This is a genomic window from Haloarcula sp. KBTZ06 (assembly GCF_048595605.1).
In the GTDB taxonomy this organism is placed as follows: Archaea; Halobacteriota; Halobacteria; order Halobacteriales; family Haloarculaceae; genus Haloarcula; species Haloarcula hispanica.
The window spans coordinates 2,373,444-2,390,073 of record NZ_CP184337.1 but is presented as its reverse complement, the minus strand read 5'-3'; the positions used below and the strand labels follow the sequence as shown (position 1 = coordinate 2,390,073).

16 protein-coding genes are annotated in these 16,630 nt (G+C 64.9%); 4 read left to right on the top strand and 12 right to left on the bottom strand.

The features are described 5' to 3' along the window. Positions 1–127: 127 nt before the first annotated feature. Complete coding sequence (locus ACNO8S_RS12395) at positions 128–1,147, top strand: transcription initiation factor IIB (RefSeq protein WP_014041227.1); 1,020 nt, start codon at positions 128–130, stop codon at positions 1,145–1,147. A 25-nt stretch (positions 1,148–1,172) separates the two neighbouring features. Here ACNO8S_RS12395 and ACNO8S_RS12390 read toward each other — a convergent pair whose 3' ends face one another. From ACNO8S_RS12390 to ACNO8S_RS12375, 4 genes are all read right to left on the bottom strand, one after another. After that, the gene (locus ACNO8S_RS12390; protein ID WP_151103771.1) at positions 1,173–1,967 is read right to left on the bottom strand and encodes an HpcH/HpaI aldolase family protein; all 795 of its coding nucleotides are present in this window, start codon (positions 1,965–1,967) and stop codon (positions 1,173–1,175) included. 78 nt (positions 1,968–2,045) lie between these two features. Continuing rightward, positions 2,046–2,372: a cupin domain-containing protein gene (locus ACNO8S_RS12385; protein WP_014041225.1), complete on the bottom strand. Its 327-nt coding sequence runs from the start codon at positions 2,370–2,372 to the stop codon at positions 2,046–2,048. A gap of 381 nt (positions 2,373–2,753) precedes the next feature. Continuing rightward, on the bottom strand, positions 2,754–3,482 hold the full coding sequence (locus ACNO8S_RS12380) for a class I SAM-dependent methyltransferase (protein WP_420182790.1): 729 nt from the start codon (positions 3,480–3,482) through the stop codon (positions 2,754–2,756). Then, a complete protein-coding gene (locus ACNO8S_RS12375) occupies positions 3,479–4,363 on the bottom strand; it encodes an aldo/keto reductase (protein ID WP_151103770.1) in 885 nt (294 codons plus the stop codon). The genes ACNO8S_RS12380 and ACNO8S_RS12375 overlap by 4 nt, the downstream gene beginning before the upstream one ends. Before the next feature lie 127 nt (positions 4,364–4,490). On the opposite strand from ACNO8S_RS12375, the gene ACNO8S_RS12370 reads away from it, so the two are divergent. Then, positions 4,491–5,450, top strand: coding sequence for a S49 family peptidase (locus ACNO8S_RS12370; protein WP_014041222.1), 960 nt, complete (start codon positions 4,491–4,493; stop codon positions 5,448–5,450). Further along, positions 5,443–6,486, top strand: a complete 1,044-nt coding sequence (locus tag ACNO8S_RS12365) for a DUF4350 domain-containing protein (protein WP_420182010.1) — start codon at positions 5,443–5,445, stop codon at positions 6,484–6,486. Before ACNO8S_RS12370 ends, ACNO8S_RS12365 begins: the two co-directional genes overlap by 8 nt. 33 nt (positions 6,487–6,519) lie before the next feature. On the opposite strand, the gene ACNO8S_RS12360 is transcribed toward ACNO8S_RS12365, so the two are convergent. Genes ACNO8S_RS12360 through ACNO8S_RS12335 form a run of 6 tightly spaced genes read right to left on the bottom strand, consistent with a single transcriptional unit; the run spans position 6,520 to position 13,527 of the window. Beyond that, positions 6,520–7,050 carry a hypothetical protein gene (locus tag ACNO8S_RS12360; RefSeq protein WP_420182009.1) on the bottom strand — a complete coding sequence of 177 codons (531 nt, stop codon included), beginning with the start codon at positions 7,048–7,050 and terminating at the stop codon, positions 6,520–6,522. Positions 7,051–7,092: 42 nt separating this feature from the next. Further along, on the bottom strand, positions 7,093–8,409 hold the full coding sequence (locus ACNO8S_RS12355; RefSeq protein WP_151103767.1) for an ABC transporter ATP-binding protein: 1,317 nt from the start codon (positions 8,407–8,409) through the stop codon (positions 7,093–7,095). Further along, on the bottom strand, positions 8,402–9,580 hold the full coding sequence (locus tag ACNO8S_RS12350) for an ABC transporter ATP-binding protein (protein ID WP_151103766.1): 1,179 nt from the start codon (positions 9,578–9,580) through the stop codon (positions 8,402–8,404). Before ACNO8S_RS12350 ends, ACNO8S_RS12355 begins: the two co-directional genes overlap by 8 nt. After that, positions 9,580–10,617, bottom strand: a complete 1,038-nt coding sequence (locus ACNO8S_RS12345; RefSeq protein WP_336358410.1) for an ABC transporter permease — start codon at positions 10,615–10,617, stop codon at positions 9,580–9,582. The genes ACNO8S_RS12350 and ACNO8S_RS12345 overlap by 1 nt, the downstream gene beginning before the upstream one ends. Before the next feature lie 3 nt (positions 10,618–10,620). Beyond that, positions 10,621–11,574 carry an ABC transporter permease gene (locus ACNO8S_RS12340; protein ID WP_008308066.1) on the bottom strand — a complete coding sequence of 318 codons (954 nt, stop codon included), beginning with the start codon at positions 11,572–11,574 and terminating at the stop codon, positions 10,621–10,623. 3 nt (positions 11,575–11,577) lie between these two features. Further along, a complete protein-coding gene (locus tag ACNO8S_RS12335; RefSeq protein WP_420182008.1) occupies positions 11,578–13,527 on the bottom strand; it encodes an ABC transporter substrate-binding protein in 1,950 nt (649 codons plus the stop codon). A gap of 210 nt (positions 13,528–13,737) precedes the next feature. Between ACNO8S_RS12335 and ACNO8S_RS12330 the strand changes: the two genes are divergently transcribed. Further along, complete coding sequence (locus ACNO8S_RS12330; protein WP_420182007.1) at positions 13,738–15,399, top strand: aldehyde ferredoxin oxidoreductase family protein; 1,662 nt, start codon at positions 13,738–13,740, stop codon at positions 15,397–15,399. A gap of 174 nt (positions 15,400–15,573) precedes the next feature. Here the strand turns inward: ACNO8S_RS12330 and ACNO8S_RS12325 are convergent, their stop codons facing one another. Both ACNO8S_RS12325 and ACNO8S_RS12320 read right to left on the bottom strand, forming a co-directional pair. Then, positions 15,574–15,900 (bottom strand): NifU family protein, encoded by a 327-nt coding sequence (locus tag ACNO8S_RS12325; protein ID WP_014041215.1) that lies wholly within the window; start codon positions 15,898–15,900, stop codon positions 15,574–15,576. 169 nt (positions 15,901–16,069) lie between these two features. Beyond that, positions 16,070–16,492 (bottom strand): metal-dependent transcriptional regulator, encoded by a 423-nt coding sequence (locus ACNO8S_RS12320; RefSeq protein WP_014041214.1) that lies wholly within the window; start codon positions 16,490–16,492, stop codon positions 16,070–16,072. Positions 16,493–16,630 lie beyond the last annotated feature (138 nt).

The window sequence follows — 16,630 nt, the reverse complement described above, 5'->3', positions numbered from 1 at the left end:
CGCGCGAACGTGGCAGTTATCTATCACTAATCGGGGTTTCGGCATATGCCAAACGAGTCGTCATGGGGGATGCACCCCTATAATTGGGTACGACCGCGGGCGTCCCACGCGCTCGCAGAGGCACACCATGACGACACGCAGCATCTATTCCCCCGACGAACGCGATGAAAGTGCGGACGAACAGGCCGAGTCCGAGGCGAGCACCGGCCACGCCTGCCCGGACTGTGGCGGAAGCCTCGTCACCGACGACAGTCGCGGCGAGACGGTCTGTGAAGCCTGCGGCCTCGTCGTCGACGAGGACGAGATCGACCACGGCCCGGAGTGGCGCGCCTTCGACAGCCAGGAGCGCGACAACAAGCGCCGCGTCGGTGCCCCGACGACGGAGATGAAACACGACAAGGGCCTCTCGACCAACATCGGCTGGCAGAACAAGGACGCCTACGGCAACTCTCTGTCGACGCGCCAGCGCGAGAAGATGCAGCGCCTGCGGACCTGGGACGAGCGGTTCCGCACCCGCGACCACGCCGAGCGCAACCTCAAGCAGGCGCTGGGCGAGATCGACCGAATGGGGAGCGCTCTCGGCGTCCCCGAGAGCGCCCGCGAGACGGCCAGCGTCATCTACCGCCGTGCCCTCGACGAGGGAATGTTGCCCGGTCGCTCCATCGAAGGGATGGCGACTGCCGCCCTGTACGCCGCAATCAGACAGTCGAACCTCCCACAGACGCTCGACGACATGGCCGTCGTCAGCCGCGTCGACGAGATGGAGTTCACCCGCGCGTACCGCTATCTCAACCGCGAACTCTCGCTGCAGGTCGGCCCGCCGGACCCCGCGACCTACCTCAGCAAGTTCATCTCCGAACTCGACGCCGACGACGCCCTCGAACGCCAGGCCCGTGCGCTTATCGAGGCGGGGAAGGAAGCGAACGTCCACAGCGGCAAGAGCCCCGTCGGCCTCGCCGCCGCGGCCATCTACGCCGCCGGCCTGCTGCTGGGCGAGGAGATGACCCAGGAAACCGTCAGCGAGGCCACGGACATCAGCACCGTGACCATCCGCGAGCGCTACCGCGAACTGCTCGAAGCCGAAGCGGAACTCGACGACAGCGCCGTCGACGCGACGAGCGGTGCCGAGTCCGGCGCAAGCGCCTGATACGGCCGCTACCGCTTTTCCTCCCTTAGCTCCGTTCCCCGTCGAACTCCTCCAGCCACCCGCGCACAGCGTTCTGTACCGCGCCGGTCGTACTCCCGACGTGCAGTATCTGGTACCCCGACTGGGCCTTCTCGTTCACGTCGTCCATCCCGAACCCGAGGCCGCCGACGGTGACGTCCGCTTCCACCGCCGCCGAGCGGACCGTCTCCACCGCCTCCTCCACTTCTGGATGGTCGATTTCACCGGGATGCCCGAGTGCGACTGAGAGGTCGAACGGCCCGATGAACACGAAGCCGAGCTCGGGCACGTCCAGAATCGCGTCGATGTTCTCGACCGCCGCCTTCGTCTCGATTGTGGTTCCGACCAGCGTCTCCGCGTCCGAGGCCTCGATGTAGTTCTCGCCCAGGCCCCAGCGACGCGCTCGGGGCGCGGCCAGTCCCCTGTCGCCCGGGTCGCCGTCGTACCGGAACCGCCCTGATTTGACGGCTTCCCTGACTTCGTCGGCGGTTTCGACCCGCGGCAGGAAGACGTTCTTGACCCCAAGGTCCAGCGCCTTCCGCACCAGCGTCGGAGCCGTATCCGGCAGGCGGACCAGTAGCTCCGTCCCGGTGCCGTCGGCCGCCCGCAGCAGATTCTCGACGGTCGCCGCGTCCCACGGGTCCGGCCCGCCGTGTTCGAAGTCGAGCCAGACGAAGTCGACGCCGAGGTCCCCGTAGAATTCGACCAGCGTCGGGCTGTATGTGTTGTCGAGGACGCCCAGCGCGACGCCGCCGCTGTCGACCGTTTTGCGGAGTCCGTTCGTCGGCAGTGGTTCGGCCATGTCTTGTCAGTGAACTACAACACCGATAAGCGTGGTGCGGAAACGGCCGGTCAGTTCTGTTATTCCGACGGCAGCCCCTTACTGTCCCGGCAAGGGACAGAGGCTCGCGGTCAGCACGACGACGCCATCGGTGTGATTGTGCGCGCCGTGGGCCTGCCCCCGCTCGTTCAGCACGACCCCCGGCGCGGCGATGGCTTCCTCTCTATCCTCCTGCTGGACCGTCACCTCGCCACGGACGACGTGGAACACGTTCGTCGCGTCGTCGTGTTCGTGCGGGTCGATTGTCGCGTCCGGCCCCAGCGCGAACGCCTTCACCAGCACGTCGTCGGTCACTGCCAGTTCCCCGTCGATGACTTCACCCTCTTCCGGTTCGGCGTCGAACTCGGACAGGCGGTTGAGCGTCATATTTGTCCGTGGGCCGGCGCTTCCTTAGCCGTTCGGTTGCTAGGAAAATCTGTGTCTCTTTTCGTTTCTTGAGTGAGTGTATTATCTAACAGCCAGAAAGCCCCGGCTGGCTGAACTTGGGGGCCTCGCTGCGCGCTTCACTCACTACGTTCGTTGCAGTGCTTGCGTCGTCCGCCGTCGTTCAGCCAGCCGCCCCTTTCAGTCCCACCCAGCCTGGATTGACCAACCGGCCACAGGTGGGACTGAAAGGGGCGAGACGCTGGGCGTACGAGACGACGGAAGCACCGCAACGTAGTGAGGAGCGCAGCGAGTCACAGTAGCCCAGCGTCTCGGGGCTTTCTGGCTGTTCGAACTCTCGTCACGAAATATACAAGCAACTCATCACTCCGCTAGCCGGAACGCGAGACTGTACATCGTCCCGGTTCGCTCGGAGCCGATAGCAGCAGCTATGTCGTCGGCCATCGCGGCCAGCGGTCCCCCAACTACGTCTGGAAGGTCGTCAGCGTACCCACGCACCACCTCCGCGTGGGCGTCCAAATGCGCCTCGGTCCAGGGTACCGGGTCCAGCAAGGTCTTCTTTCGCTCGACAGTCCAACCGTGGTCGGCGAACACCGCGGCCAGCACAGCGGGCGGGTAGAACGTCAGTGCCGGCCGGCCGTCGACGGCTCTGGCAGCGGCGTTTTCCAGCGCGAACAGTCGGTTGACAGACGCATCGGCGGGCGGCACCGCGTAGTCGTCGACAACGAGGTGGCCACCGGGTTTTGCGACCCGCGTCAGTTCGGCCGCGACGGCGTCCAGTGCAGTCGGTGGCAGGACGTTACAGAGTCCGTGGGCGGTGACGAGGTCGACGCTATCCGTCACGAGTGGCGTCGCCCGGAGGTCGGCCTCGACGACGACAAGCCGGTCGGCGTTCCCGTCGCCGACGCGCTCGCGGACCGTCGCGGCGTGGTCGGCGTCGTTCGTCACCGCGTACACCCGATCCGCACCCTGGGCCAGCAGCCCCGCTGTCGTGTTCCCGACGCCGGCCCCGGCTTCGAGACAGACCTGTCCCTCGACTTGCCGGTCGGCGAGGGCGGCCGTCACCGTCTCCGGAACGCCGTCCACGCTCAGTGGTGCAGTTGCTCGGGCACCGGGCTGTCGTCGTGGCGCGCTTCCTCGATGAGCGCACGCTGGCGGGCCCCGTCCATTCCCTCCGAGCGGCTGGCGGCGTCGAGCACCATCGCGACGAGCTTCGGGTCACCGGGGCTGACAACGGTGTCGAGGCCCTGGGCGGCGGCGAAGTCGAACCGCTCGCGGATGACTTCCGGCGTGTCGACCGGCTCGTACCAGTTCGCGTACGGGCGGTCGGCCTCGGCCAGTTCGTCGGTCGGCGGCCACGACCCCTTCGCGAAGGCCTTGATTCCCAGCGTGCCGATGCCCTCCGCCTCGCAGCGGTCCAGGACGGCCTCGTAGTCGTACTCGTCGTCATCTTTCCCGGCAACGACGGGGTTCAGCGGGAACATCACCGTCTCCAGGTCGTCGATGCGGTCGATGGCGTCGAGGATGAGTTCGGGATTACCGTGGCTCGTCAGCCCGATATGGTCGATTTTCCCCGCCGCTTTCGCCTCGCGTATCGCATCGAGTGCGCCGCCGTCGGCGGTGATGGTGTCCAGTTCGTCCTCGTACTCCAGGCCGTGAATCTGGTAGAGGTCGATAGTGTCGATGCCCAGGCGGTCCAGCGACCGGTCGATTTTCCGGGCCGCGTCCTCGTACCCGCGCTCCTGGGTCTTGCAGCCCAGGAAAATCTCCTCGCGGTGCTGGCGGAGCTTCGGCCCCAGTTTCAGCTCCGCGTCGCCGTAGGTCGGCGCGACGTCGAAGTGGTTGACGCCGTGGTCCAGCACGAGTTCGACCAGCTGGTTCGCCCCTTCCTGTTCGAGCCAGTTGAGTGCTATCGAGCCGAACGTCAGCACCGTGCTCTCCTGCCCAGTGTCGCCCAGTGCTCGGGTTTCCATACCGGTTGCACGACCCGGAGCCCAATAACCGTTGGTCGCTGCTCTCTCAGCCTGTCCAGTGCGGCAGACCGCAACAGGGGACGCCGACCGGGGTTTATTACTCCCGCAGTCCGAACGGGATGTATAGATGTTTGGGAGAGAACAACTGTTCTCGGCGATGACGGCGTCGTACGTGATCGCAGTCACGCTCGCCCTCGTCGTCGCCGCGATATTCGCGCCGGTCATCTGGAACGGCGTGCCAAGCGGTGGCGACGACGATCCGAGCGTCGCCGTCGTCACCCTTCGCGGCGGCACAACCGACGCTAACGTCAACGCCGTCAAGCAGGACCTCCGCGAAGCACGGAACAACGGCTCAATCGAGGCAGTCGTCCTCCGGGTCGACAGCCCCGGCGGGCCGGTCGACTCGAGCGAGGAGTTCTACCTCGCCGTGAACCGGACCGCCAGCGAGATGCCCGTCGTCGCCTACGTCGAGGGCACGGCCGCCTCGGGCGGCTATTACGGCATCGCTCCGGCCGACGAGATCGTGGTCAAGCCGAGTTCGAACGTCGGGAGTATCGGCGTCATCGTCCAGGCCCCGCTGAGCCTCATCGAGCAGGCCGAACAGCAGGGCGAGACGTTCGTCCGCTCGGGGCCGGACAAGGCCCAGATAAGCAAGGACGGCCTCCGAGAGGATATCGAGGTGCTCCAGCGCTCCTTCGTCGGGACGGTCATGCGTCACCGGGGCGAGCAACTGACCGTCTCCCGCGAGGAAGTCGCCAACGGCGGCACGTACCTCGGCGCACAGGCAACCCAGAACGGTTTCGCCGACCGCATCGGTGACTCCGAACTGGCCATCGAGCGGGCCGCCGCACTCTCAGGCGACATCGAGGGCGACGGGTACGACGTGACATATCTGGGAAGCGGCGGTGCCCAATTCAACGCCATCATCGTCCCTGCCGGCGCTGAAACCGTGCAGGGCGCGAACAACGTGACCTATCTCGTCCATCCCGACGACAGCGAGACGATGTTCCGGGAACCGGTGAAGTACTACGCCGTCTGGGGAATCCCCGCCGAGGACAACAACGCAACGGTGATCCGCAATGACTGAGGGCCGTATCGTCAAGCCGCTCGCCGTGTTTATCGTCGTTCTCGTGGCGATACTGGGCGGGACGTTCCTCCTCGCAGTCGCTAACCCGGGGTCGTCCGGCCCGCCGGACGGGCAGTCGATCGACGGCCAGTCGCCGTCGCAGTACCAGCCCGAGGCCGTCAACGCGCCTGTCGACCCCGAAGAGGGGGAGATATCGGTCGACTCCGAGGCGAGTGACAAGCGGATACTCGTCGACACGAGCCACGGCAATCAGGTGTCCGAATCGGAACTCGAACCAATCACTGAGGCAGTGTTCGAGGCGGGCCATACTGTCGAGTACGGCACCGCCGGCACTGCTTCGTTCGCCGATTCGCTGGGCCAGTACGACGGTGTGCTCATCGTCCAGCCGCTCGGCAGCTACTCGCAAGAAGAACGCGAAGCGCTACAGGAGTACACGGACGACGGTGGCCGTGTCGTCGTCCTCGCCGAACCGACACAGACCCGGCTCTCGACCGGCTTCACCCAGTCGACGACGACGGTGTCGTTCGGCGCCAACAACGCCACCGAGCGCTACGGCGTTCGGATGGGGGCCGAACAGCTGTACAACGTCGATGATTCGGCCAACGACAACAACTTCAAGGCCATCTATGCATCGCCGAGCGACGACGGCGAACTGACCGACGGTGTCGAGACGATCACCTTCGACACCGCCGGCTACGCGGTGGTAAACGGCGATGCCGAGACGAAGTTCACCGCTGCCGATGGCACCCGGACGCTGGAGACGCGTCGCACCGGCACGTACGCGACAGTCGTCCGCAACGACAACATGGTGTTCGTCACTGACTCGACGTTCATACGCAGTTCCGAGATATACGACGCCGACAACGAGGTGTTCATCGGGAACCTGCTTTCGTTCCTGCTCGACGGTGAAGCACCCGACCCGGATGCCGGTGAGACCTTCGATGGCGGCTTCGGGACGGACGAGGAAGCTGTAACCCCGACTGAAACACCAGCAGAGCCGACTCCCACACCTGCACCGACCCCTCCCGGATCCTGATCCGCATCGCCCGGTGCGCGATTGCTCGCGTCTCTACTGATCGCTGATGCTGACTGTCGTCTCGCTGTACAGGCCACGCTCGGCAGCGTCGGTCACGCTCAGCCCTGCGCCGATGGTGTACTCCCCGGCCGGTGCGGGCTCCCACTCGTCGTCGCTGACCCGGAACATCCGGTCCCACCGACGTCTGAACTGCTTCCGCTCGCCGCGGTCGAACCGGAGACTGCCGTTCCCGCTGGGCACGCTGTCGACGTGGGACGCCTCGGGCACCCCGTCGACGTACCACGTCCACGGCCGCGGCGAGTCCGTCGGGAGCGTTATCGGCACCGGAAGCGCGTTCTGCATCGTCACGACGAACGGCACCTCGGTTCCCGCCGGATACTCCGTCTGTGGGACCTCGATGTCGACCGAGACGGCGCGATAGCGGAGCCACGTCGGCACCAGACGGTCGCTCCAGGCCCCGCCGTCGATACTGCGTGCGGCCTGTGGCTGCGCCCCGCGCTCGGTGGGTGCCTGTGGCTCCTCGTCGTCGCGGTGGAGCGCCCCCGAGTCGTAGATGCGACGCATTGTCGGATTGTGGGCTGGCGTGCGCAAAAGCGTTGCTCGGGGCTACCCCGTCCGCGTCGGCGTGTCCGGCCGCTCGTCGTCGTGCAACAGGCAGGCGATGCGGTGGTCGTCACCGACACCGAACAGCGTGGGGTCAGTCCGCTCACAGGGGGAGCTGAAGGCGTCGTTCATCGCCGCCAGCGCGTCCTCGAAGGCCTCGTCGTGAAGGTGGTCGAGCACCGCCGCGAGCACGTCCTCGGCCTCCCGGTCGCCGACCGTGTCCGGGAGGCCGAACTCGGCGCGGACCCGGGTCTCGAGTGCGGACCGCGAGAGCTGACTCAGGTCTTCGTCTTCGACGCCCTCTTGTACGGCGGTGACGGCCTCGAGCGAGTCGGCTTTGCGGAGCCGCTGTTTCAGGTCCATCAGTGACCGCCACTCGGACTGGGCCATGTCGGTGCCTTCGGGCTGGATGACCTTCGGACAGCGGGTGTGGAACCGACAGCCCGACGGGGGGTTCAGCGGCGACGGAACGTCGCCGGAGAGGAAAATACGGTCCCCTTCCCAGCCGGGGTCCGGCTCCGGAATGGCCGACAGCAGCGCCTCGGCGTAGGGGTGATACGGCGGCTGGAACACGTCCTCGGTTGGGCCGACTTCGGCGAACTCCCCGAGATACAGGACGCCCACGCGGTCGGAGATATGCTCGACGACAGAGAGGTCGTGGGCGATGACGACGTAGGAGAGGCCGAACTCCGACTGCAGGTCCGCAAGCAGGTTCAGAATCTGGGCCTGCACGCTCACGTCCAGCGCCGAGACGGGTTCGTCACAGACGATGACCTCGGGGTCGACGGCGAGCGCGCGGGCGATGCCGATACGCTGGCGCTGGCCACCGGAGAACTCGTGGGGGTAGCGGTGTGTGTGACGCGGGCTCAGCCCGACGGTCTCAAGCAACTCTTTGACACGCTCGGTTCGCTCCTCACCGTCCGCGATCCCGTGGATGTCCAGCGGCTCGCCGACGATGTCGCCGACCGTCAGCCGCGGATTGAGGCTGGCGAAGGGGTCCTGGAAGATGTACTGGATGTCCTTCCGGAGCGCCCGCAGGCGGTCGTCCGAGGCTCCCGTCAAGTCCTCGCCCTTGTAGCGGACCGAGCCGGCCGTGGGCTCGATGAGCCGCAGCAGCGTCTGGGCGAGCGTCGTCTTGCCACAGCCGGACTCGCCGACGATACCCAGCGTCTCACCGGGGTAGAGTTCAAGGTCGACGCCGTCCAGGGCTTTCACCTCCTGACTCCGGCCCAGCAGGGTGTCAACGATGGTCCCGCCAGACTCGTAGTACTTCGTGAGGTTCTCGACCTCCAGGATCGGGCTATCGGCCGTCTTAGCCATCCTGTTGCCCTCCCGAGTCGTCTGGGCCATCGCGGTCTAACAGGTCGGTGTCGAGACCGACCGGGTTGGAGTCGGCCTGGGGTGGTTCCGTGTCCGTGCGCCCGCCGCGGGGGTCGGGCTGGGTATCGTCGGGCGGACTCCCCCGACCCCCTTTCACTTCGACTTCGTAGTCCAGTTCGCTATCGAGGTCCCCAGTGTAGGCCAGGCAGGCCGCCGAGCGGTCGGACGGACCGACACCGTCGCCGGTTTCGGGGTCGACGAGCGGCGGCTGTTTGCGCGTACAGGCCTCCTCGGCGAAGGGACAGCGCGGGTGGAAGCTACAGCCAGAGGGGACCTCAACGAGGTCCGGCATCGTCCCGGGAATCGTCTGGAGCCGGTCCTGCCGGTCGCCGATGCGTGGGATGGCGCTCATCAGCCCGACGGTGTAGGGGTGTTTCGGGTCGTAGTACAGCTCCTCGACAGGGGCGTTCTCGACGGCGCGGCCGGCGTACATCACCAGCACCCGGTCGCACATCTCCGCGATGACGCCGAGGTCGTGGGTGATGAGCTGAATGGCCGTGTCGTACTCGTCGGCGAGGCGGTCGAGGCGGTCCAGGATCTTCGCCTCGATAGTCACGTCCAGCGCCGTCGTCGGCTCGTCGGCGATGAGCAGTTCCGGGTCACAGGACAGCGCCATCGCAATGATGGCCCGCTGTTGCATCCCGCCGGAGAACTCGTGGGGGTAGTCGTCGTAGCGGGCCTCCGGTTCCGGGATACCAACGTCATCGAGCAGCCGAATCGTGCGGTCCCGGGCGGCCGCGTCGCCGTAGTCGAGGTGGTGACGGATGGCCTCGGAGATCTGCTCGCCGACGGTGTACACCGGGTTCAGTGCGGTCTGGGCGTCCTGGAATATCATCGCGATGTCGTTGCCCCGCACGTCCCGCACCGCTGAATCGGACAGTTCCATCAGGTCCTGGCCGTCGAAGCGGATGGTCCCGCTCTCGATGCGGCCCGGTTCCTCGATGAGGCGCATCACCGACAGCGCGGTGACGCTTTTGCCCGCGCCGCTCTCGCCGACGACGCCGAACTTCTCGCCGCGGTCGATGTGAAAGGAGAGGTCGTCGACGGCGGTGACGACGCCCTCCTCAGTGTAGAAGTTCACCGTGAGGTCTTCGACTTCCAGCAGTGACATCAGACCTCGCCTCCAGTGGCTACGTCAGTGCCTTCCTGCGCGTTGAGCGCGTCGTTGATGCCGTCACCGATGAGGTTCATCGACATCACGAACAGGAAGATCGCGCCGCCGGGGAATACGGTGACCCACCAGGGAATCGTCCCGCCGGGACCCTGGACGATGGTCTCGCGCGTCGCGTCCAGCATCGTCCCCCACTCGGCGGACCCGGGCGGGAGCCCGAGGCCAAGGAAGCCAAGCGCCGCCACGCCGATGACGACCGTCCCGATGGAGAGGGAGGCCTGGACGACCAGCGGTGCGATAGCGTTGGGGACGACGTGTCTGAAGATGACGCGACGGTCACGCGCGCCCAGCGCCTTCGCGGCCATGACGTACTCGTTTTCCTTGACCTTCAGTATCTCACCGCGTATCAGTCGGGCGTAGCCGGCCCAGCCGAACGCGGTGAACGCGAGCACCAGCTCCCAGTACCCCTTGCCGAGCACGGCGACGATAATCAACGCCAGCAGGAGGCCGGGGAACGCGAAGATAAGGTCGAGCAGCCGCATCATCACTTCGTCGATCCGGCCGCCGTAGTAGCCCGCAATGGCACCGTACACCAGCCCGATGGCGGCGGTAATCGAGACCACGATGAAGCCAATCGAGAGGCTGAACCGACCGCCGTACAGCACGCGGGAGAACACGTCCCGGGCGGAGCCGTCGGTGCCGAACGGATGGGCCAGCGACGGGGCCTCGTACGCGCTCACGTCGAGACCCTGCACGTACAGAATCGCGCTCGGGTCGTAGGGGGCCAGCGAGAAGGGCTGGACTGTCACGCCCGCGATTGTCACTGGGCGTGCGAATACAGCCAGGATTCCCATCAGGGCAACAATATAGAGCCCGAGCATCGCGCTTCGGTTGTCACGGAACTCGCCCCAGGCGCGCTCCCAGCGACTCTCGGTTTCGGTGTCTCGTTCCTCTGTCCAGTCGGATAGCGGTTCGCGGGACTCGACGCGGTCGGCGTCGAACCCCGTTATGCGTATGCGTCCTCGTTCAGTACTCATTGGTCAGTCGTAGCGGATTCGTGGGTCTAACAGCGCGTACACAATGTCTGCGAGCAGGTTCGCCAGGATGATCGTCACACCGGTAAACAGCGTGATCGCCATGATGAGGTCGACTTCGCGGCCGGAGATCGCCTTGACGAAGGCTCGCCCCAGACCGGGCCAGGCGAACACTGATTCGACGACGACAGCGCCGGCGAAGATACTCGCCGTCAGGAACGCGGCGATGGTGGTCACCGAGATGAGCGAGTTCCGCAGGACGTGTTTCAACACGACCGTCCGCTCGGGCAGCCCCTTCGCCCGGGCCGCCGTGACGTACTCCTTGTTCATCTCCTCGGCCATCGACGACCGCATCACCCGCATCAGCGTGGCCGACGACGCCGTCCCGATGGTGACGCCCGGGAGGACGAGATACTTCAGCATTGCCGGCGAGAACAGCGGTTTGTTCGGAGCCAGCACCGGCCAGAGGTCGAGCCAGAGCGCGAACACGAGGATGAGCATCAGGCCGAGCCAGAAGTTCGGCAGCGAGATGCCCGACAGCGCGAACACCCGCGAGAGGTCGTCGCCCAGCGTGTCCTTGTTCACGGCGGCGTAGATGCCGGTCGGAATCGCGATGAGCAGGGCAATAACCCAGCCGAACAGGCCCAGTGCGATAGTCTGTGGTAACCGGTCCATAATGTACGGACCGACCGGCTGGTCGACGTTGATGACCGTCCCGAAATCGCCCTGGAGGACATTGGTTATCCAGGTGAAGTACTGCTGCCACACCGGGCCGTCGAGCCCGTATCTGGCGCGTATCGCCGCCTCCTCGGCGGCCGAAATCTGGGGGTTTAGCGCCACTAACTGGTCGATCGGGTCCCCTGGCGTCAGGTGGACCATCGCGAAGGTGAACACCGAGACTCCGAACAGTATCGGGATGGTCGTGAGCACCCGGACTGCGATGAAGCGTCTGAGGCCCATGGGTTACTCCCGGTTCAGATAGGCGACCTGCTGGTCTTCTGGGGCGTGGAGGCCGTAGGGCAGGATGCTGCTGGAGAACGTGTACGTGTTGTAGCCGACGTACTCCGTCGACAGCGCCGTCACGTTTGTCCCGAAGACAGTGTAGCTGTTCGGGGCCTGCTCGATAAGTCCCTGCCACACCTTGTCGTACTGCTCGCCCCGGAACTGTGAGTCTTCGACGGCCTCGACGGAGAACCGTGCCTCCGTCGCGATTTCGTCCAGTTCCGGCGTGTCAATCCGGTTGAAGTTACAGCACTGGCCGAAGTTGTCGATGGAGTTGACGGCGTCGTAGAAACTGCCGGGGTTGAACGTCCCCGAGAGGCCGATGAGGACGATGTTGCCCTGCTGGTAGTACTCGGAGCCGAGGATGCGCTGGATGAATGTTGTGAACTCGAAGTCCTCGACGCTGATGTCGAAAAACTCCGTGTTGCTCAGCACCTGCGCGATGAGTTCGGCCTCGCGCAGGCGGTCGTCCGTCGCGTTCGTCTCGATTGTGGCCTCGATTGGCGTCTCGACGCCGAGGTCGTCGACGGCCTCCTGCAGCAGTTCGGTCGCCGCCTCGGTGTTCTGCTCGGTCTGTGGGCGCAGTTCCTCGGTGAGTGCCTCGTAGTCCACCGTCCCCGCTTTGGCGGCCATTTCAGGCAGCGGCGTGTAGGCCGGATTCCGATACCCGTTGTAGATGTTCTCGGCGATCTGGGCACGGGGAATCAGCTGATTGACGCCCCGGCGGATGCGCGGGTCGTCCCACGGTGACTGGGTGACGGGGTACTGGAGGAAGTTGTACGCGCCGGCATTAGTCACGCTGAGCCGGAAGTCCTCGGCACTCCGGTACTCGCCGTACGTGCCGGTGTTGAGCCCGTAGGTGAGGTCGATCTCGCCGTTGTTGAGCGCCGCGGCACGGGTCGCGTTGTCCTGCACGATGGCGACCACGACTTCGTCGACGACCGGACTCGTCGGGAAGCCGTCCGGGCCGTCCCACCACTCCAGCGCGTCGAGGCCGAGGTCGTCGAGCCAGTAGTCGTCGAAGGAACTGAACTCGGCGCGTTCCTCGGTCTCGTAGGATTCGAACTGGTACGGTCCCGTCCCGATGGGGGTGTGGTCGTTGCGCGGGTCCGCGCCCGTGTCTGGGTACTCCTCGATGTGCTCCATCGGGTACACGTCGACCGGGAGCTGGTTGTCGGCTTCCGCATCGGGCTCTTGCCCGTAGATGTTGACCGTGTAGTCATCAACAACCTCGGCGTAGAGGAACGAGTCGAACGTCTGGGCCGAAATCGAGGAGTTCTCGACGACCTCGTAGGACCGGGCGACGTTCTCGGCGGTCATCTCCTCGCCGTTGTGGAATTTGACGCCCTCGTGGAGTTTGGCCTGGTACTTGATGCCGTAGGTACCGTCTTCGACGGCGTCGGGGGCCTCGTTGACAGTCAGAACTTCACCGGCCTCCTGATTCCGGATGAGTATCTGGTCGTCGGCGACGAGGTTCCCGTCGTCGTCCGTATCAGCCGACACCATGTACGGTTCGTAGGCTCCGTCCTCGACTTCCTGTACGTCCACCCGTTCCCAGGACTTCGCTAGCCAGGGATAGACGGTGCCTGCGGCGTCCTGTGTGATGATACTCTCGTAGACGAGGCCGTGGACGTTCCCGGACGGCGCATTGGTGCTGTAGGACGGGTCAAAGGAGTCGATTCCGGCACCGAGGCCGAACCGGAGGGTCCCCCCGTCCTGAATCTCGTCGACATCGACGTCGACGCGCTCACGGACCGGGTCGGGAGCCCCACCGCCGCCTCCGCTACTGGCTCCGTCGTTGGTACCGGTGTTACAGCCGGCGAGTGCGGCCAGTGTGGCGGCACCCGTAGTCTGAAGCATCCGTCGTCGCGATACTGTCGGCGTTCCGCTGGCATCTGCATCTTGAGACATGAACACATCCCTCGGAGGGTAAGATATGTGTTATTGTTGATCATACTTATAGTGTAAACATGATATCATGAACTGCGACCGAAACCACAGTAAAACGCTATTACACCGATTATGGGTTTATTAGTGCCTCCTGATGGAGGTGGGAACGGCTTCAGTTGAACAGTCGCCCATGGCACAATCGATAAGATCATGGATAGTCAAGCAACAATCATGATATACTCAACGGGGCCGCTGCTGACAGTCGACCTGTCAGCGGGTGAGAGAAACACGGAGGAGATAGACGGCATCCTCGAACAGTACCTCGGTGGTCGCGGCGTCGGGACGCGGCTCGCCCACGAGCGGATCCCGTTCGACGTTGACCCGTTCGGATCGGAGAACCGACTGGTGTTCTCGACGGGGCCGATGCAGGCCGCCCAGATGAGCTTCACCGGCCGGATGAACTGCACCGGCGTCTCGCCGCTGACTGACGGACTGCTCTCCTCGAACGCCGGCGGGTTCATGTCCAGGAACTTCGCCGATACCGGGTACAGCGCTGTCGAACTCACCGGCGAGAGCGACGAACTCGTCATCCTCCACGTTCGGGACGACGGCGTCGAGTTCGAGGCCGTCCCCGACCTCGCCGGCGCGACTGTTCCCGAGACGCTGGAGTACCTCGACGCCGAACACGGTATCGAGGCCGACCAGACGGCCGTTATCGGCCCGGCCGGCGAGAACCGGGTCCGGTTCGCGTCCATCATGACGAGCGGGGAGCGGGCGTTCGGTCGCGGCGGCCTCGGCGCGGTCATGGGCGCGAAAAACGTCAAGGGACTCACGTTCGCGGGCGACTCCCCACCGGACATCGAGGTTCCGCCGATACAGACGGACATTCACCGGGAAGCCGCCACAGCGGACCACATCATGAAACGGCAGGGAACCGTCTCGGTGATGGACCTCGCCAACGAGGTCGACGGGCTCCCGTCCTACTACTTCTCCGAGCAGTCCTTCGCGGGCGTGGAGGGCATCAACGGCGACGCCGTCGAATCGAAGAAGTACAAGAAGGGGACCTGCTCAGCGTGCGCGTTCGCCTGCAAGCTCCCGACGCAAGACAAGGAGCGCGGCGTCGAGACCGAAGGCCCCGAGTTCGAGGTGGCGATGGCGTTCGGGTCGAACTCCGGCGTCGACGACATCGTGGACGTGATGCAGTCCAACGAACTCTGTGACCGCCTCGGGATGGACGCCATCTCCGCCGGCAACACCGTCGCCGCGTATCTCGCCAGTGAGGACGCCTTCGGCGACACCGACCTGATTCACGAGACTGTCGAGAAAATCGCCCATCGCGACGGAATCGGCGACACCCTCGCGGAGGGCATCGACCGCTGTTACGACGACCTCGGTGTTGAGAACTGGACGGTCAAGGGGATGGACTTCGCGGCTCACGAGGGCCGTGTCCTTCACGGCCAGGGACTCTCCTACGCCGTCGCCAACCGCGGCGCGGACCACATGTATGCGACGTTCTACTCCGTCGAGTACCCACTCGTCCCCGACGAACAGGCGGTGGCTCCGGAGGGGACGCTCGGGAAAGCCGACGTGCTGGTCGAGCGGGAGAACCTGATGGCGCTGAACGACAGCGGCGTCGTCTGCAAGTTCTCGCGGGACTTCATGACTCCCGAGCGCTACGAACAACTCTTCGATGCCGACTTCGAGGACCTGATGGCCGTTGGCGCTCGCACCGTGACCCTCGAACGCCACTTCAACAACCAGCGCGGCTTCGACCGGACAGACGACGCGCTCCCCTACGAACTCCCGTCGTTCGAAGCAGCGCTCGACGAGTACTACGACGCACGCGGCTGGTCCGACGACGGCACGGTCCCCGAGAATACGCTGCCGGTCTAATTCTCGCCCCGGAATCCTCACAGATAGCTACCTGACTCCGTCCACACACTGACGGCAGCCCGACCGGTCAACCGATCTCTCCTCGACGGCGAACGCTGTCCGGTGTGAATAAAACCCAGTCCCGGTCAGTACCGGGCAAATGTCGACAGTTGCGATCCGGATACGAGCGGGCGCTCAGAACGGCGGGCTGTAATCCTCGTACTCGTCCATCTCCTCCATGTCGTCGGTCTTCGAGGGCATGACCGCGGCGCGCGGTCCGCCAGAGCGGACGACTTCGACGTCTTCGAGCCCGTCGACGCTCTTGGGGAGTCGCTGTTCGATTGCCTTCATCGTCATCGGAGCGATGCCACACCCCGAACACGCGCCGCCGATAGCGACGGTGGCTGTGCCTGCGCTTTCGTCGACCTCGCGGACCTCGAAGTTGCCGCCGTGTTGCTGGATCTGCGGGACGTTGTTGCTCAAGTAGTTACGCGTCTGTCGTTCGAGTCCTTCTGCGCTCATGACAGCTCTACCTACACACCAACATATCATAAAATTGGTGTTTTGGGAGGCCTAAAATATCATCTTTTAGGCCGCCAAAACCCAGAATCTTGGCAGGCCGAATTTTTACTATATCAATTCTATCAACTTTTCGCACGGCCTAAAATAGGTCTTGAACAGTACAGCCCCCTCACGCAGTGTCCCCATCGGAGGTCGTCGAGTCTGAATCGGTAACCCCCCGTGTACCCTCCGCCCCGGCGTCACAGGGGAGCGTAGCCGCCAACCGCTCGGCGACCATCGGACTGACCAGACCGGCCAGTTCCATCGCCTCCGTCTCGTGGTCGTCGAGATCTAGCACGCCTCGGAAGAACCACGAGACGGTCACGTACGTCTCGTGTAACTCTGTGGCTTCCTCGCGCCCCGATTCAGTTAGCGTCACCCCATCGTAGGGCTCGTAGGAGACGAGACCGTCTTCGGCAAGTCGTTGGCACATCTCCGTCACCGCCGCCGGAGACCGATCGAGCATCTCCCCCAACTCTCCCGGTGCGACTGGCGGGTCATCCCGGTGCTGTGCGATGTAGATCGCCAGCAAATACTCCGGTGCCGTTCTCATCGCTCCGCCGAATCCGCCCCATCCCCGCCGCTTGCTGCGGGCGTACTGGCCGTCGACTCCCCTGTCGACTGCTCACCGGTCCCGAAGACCACCGCGTAGGCCCAAGTCCACAGTCGAGCGCGCGACCGTTGAGGGCGT